Here is a 2198-nt window from a genome sequence, read left to right as displayed (position 1 = left end):
TACCAATTTCACCAGATAATCACGCATTTCTCTACTTGTCCTTGTCATAATAAACACGCTCCCTTTATTTTCTATAAGTATGAAGGTCGTGTTTTAACATGTCTACTTTTTATACTATCTCTAAAATGTTTTATAACTTGATCGAGCAATGCTATAGAGGCGGAAATTTTCAACCATATTGGAGTATAGTGAAGTTATCTTTTCAACATAACAGGACTTCTATAGGAAGAAATTGGTCAGAAGAAAAGGAAGAGGTATGGTCTAAGTTTGTTCTAATTGAAAATTCTCATGTCAAACATATATGTGAGGTTATAAATAAGGGAGAACGACCTTTTACAAATATACTTCAGGATTATTTTATCCTTGAAAGTCATAAAATCTATGAGGATATCATAATAGAGATGTTTTCTTCAGGTTCTAAAACATTATTCTACAATGAAGCAGATTTATTTACGAAATATCTACATAAATCCGATTCATTAACAGCCCAGTTACTAGTTTCTGGGTTTATCAAATCTGGAAGTGTATATGGACTTGAGGATATAAGTGTACGAATCTTAGAGAAGATGGGGACATATAAAAAGCAACCTATGTTATGGACAAATGTAGAGAAGGAATTGAAAATTGAATTTCATCAATGGTATTTAAGAAAAAACATTAGAGAGTTCTTTTCAGGGATAAACAAAGAACATGAACGCTTTGTTTATTGGGAAAAGTTTGTTCCTAAGATGCAGGATGCACTTGTAATTGAGAAAGAAAAAACGATTCTATTTTACTTCGATGATGTAGTAGTAATGGAAGTGCTTGGAACAGGTGCTGTATACGTTTATACCGCAAACACTTTTGAAAGAAAATTTGGAACTATAGTGGAGAGATATAGAGATGCACTAGAGAGTAGAGCATTTAAAATGTTTGGCAGACTTGACTTTAACCTCAGACGACCTATGCTGATGGATAAAAAAGAGGTAGTAAGTGGAGGGTGGTTAACTCACACTGGAAATTGGCAAAAAAACTTTAATGATTTTTTACGTATAAGATTGAATTGGGAGGTTGATCGCGATGCGATTCTTCAAGAAAGCAAAAACGACATTACAATCTAATTATTTTGCATTAGGGAATCGTATTCAGCTTCAAATTCTAAAAAAACAAGGAAAGAATGAAATAACTTTGGAGCTACCCTTGGAGGATGTGGAATTTAGAGAATATTTCCAACTTGAAGGGTTTGAAAGTTATATTGTATATGAAGAGCTATTTGAAAGCGACTTTATCGATTATAAAGAACAAATGACAATCAATACGTTTTATAGCATGCTTGATAATGAAGATCAACGTATCCTCTTAGGCAACTTCGGCTTGCCTACAGAGGTTTTTCCTGTTTCCGGACAAATTGAGATAATAGGCTCTCCTGCACATGAACCCAAATTTGTATTAACTCTAAGGGATATGAGAAACAGAGTTTTAGAACAAATTGCTGAGACTAATTATCCTTTCATTAAGATACAGGATGCTTCCTATATAGTATCTGAAGAAATTTGGAGGCTCTATGAAGCTATTCATTTGGATGAGTTTGATAGTGGTTACGAAAAAACAGCCAAGGTCCGAAAGTTTGCAGTTGAAGCAAATATACAGTTAGACGACTTCCTTGAAGGAGAGAACTACCATTATATAGACTCCTATGAAGTACAACCGAGGCTGATTGCTAATGATTTAATGGAGTTACAGTTAGTTGGTCAGACGAAGGAAGAGACAGAACACCTTAACAGTAATTCATCGAAATCATCCATAAGAATAGGATTAAAACGTGAAAGGTACGAAGCAAGTAAAGCAGTTCGGGAAGATGTTCAAATACTTCAAAAGAAAAAGTATTTAAAAAATGAAGAGATACCTCAGTTTTTTCAAAATCCGCTGTCACTTTTTCCAGACCATGAATTCTTATTTGATTTAGAGAAATTTTCTGAGCGAGTGGTTGGCTTTGTTGAAATTACAAAACCTAGAATGCAAATGGTTAATGGAAAACGCAAATGGTTTGATGACGAATCAGGCAAAGAACTAGAAATTGACGAAGAAGAATTACGGAACGAAATTTCTAAATATCCTGATCAGTCATTTATAAATTATAAAAAAGCATGGGTTTATGCTGATAATACCCTAAAGAGAGAGCTTGGGTTACTTGCTAAAGAAGAAAAACAAAAAATTCC

At 33.8% G+C, this 2198-nt stretch carries 2 protein-coding genes; both read left to right on the top strand.

Features of this window, described 5'->3' with window-relative positions; translation table 11 throughout:
* The first annotated feature begins 98 nt into the window (after window positions 1–98).
* On the top strand, window positions 99–1100 hold the full coding sequence (locus AC06OU_RS04815) for a hypothetical protein (RefSeq protein ID WP_475854327.1): 1002 nt from the start codon (window positions 99–101) through the stop codon (window positions 1098–1100).
* Window positions 1060–2198 (top strand): hypothetical protein (locus AC06OU_RS04810; RefSeq protein ID WP_475854326.1); only part of this gene is annotated, 1139 nt, incomplete at its 3' end. The genes AC06OU_RS04815 and AC06OU_RS04810, both read left to right, overlap by 41 nt.

This window comes from Psychrobacillus sp. (assembly GCF_056205495.1).
Note: the sequence above shows the minus strand (reverse complement) of the source record. Positions and strands in the feature narration are given on the sequence as shown.

Coding starts and splice junctions, on each gene's coding strand:
- AC06OU_RS04815 (WP_475854327.1), top strand. CDS start 99: ATGTCTACTTTTTATACTATCTCTAAAATGTTTTATAACTTGATCGAG.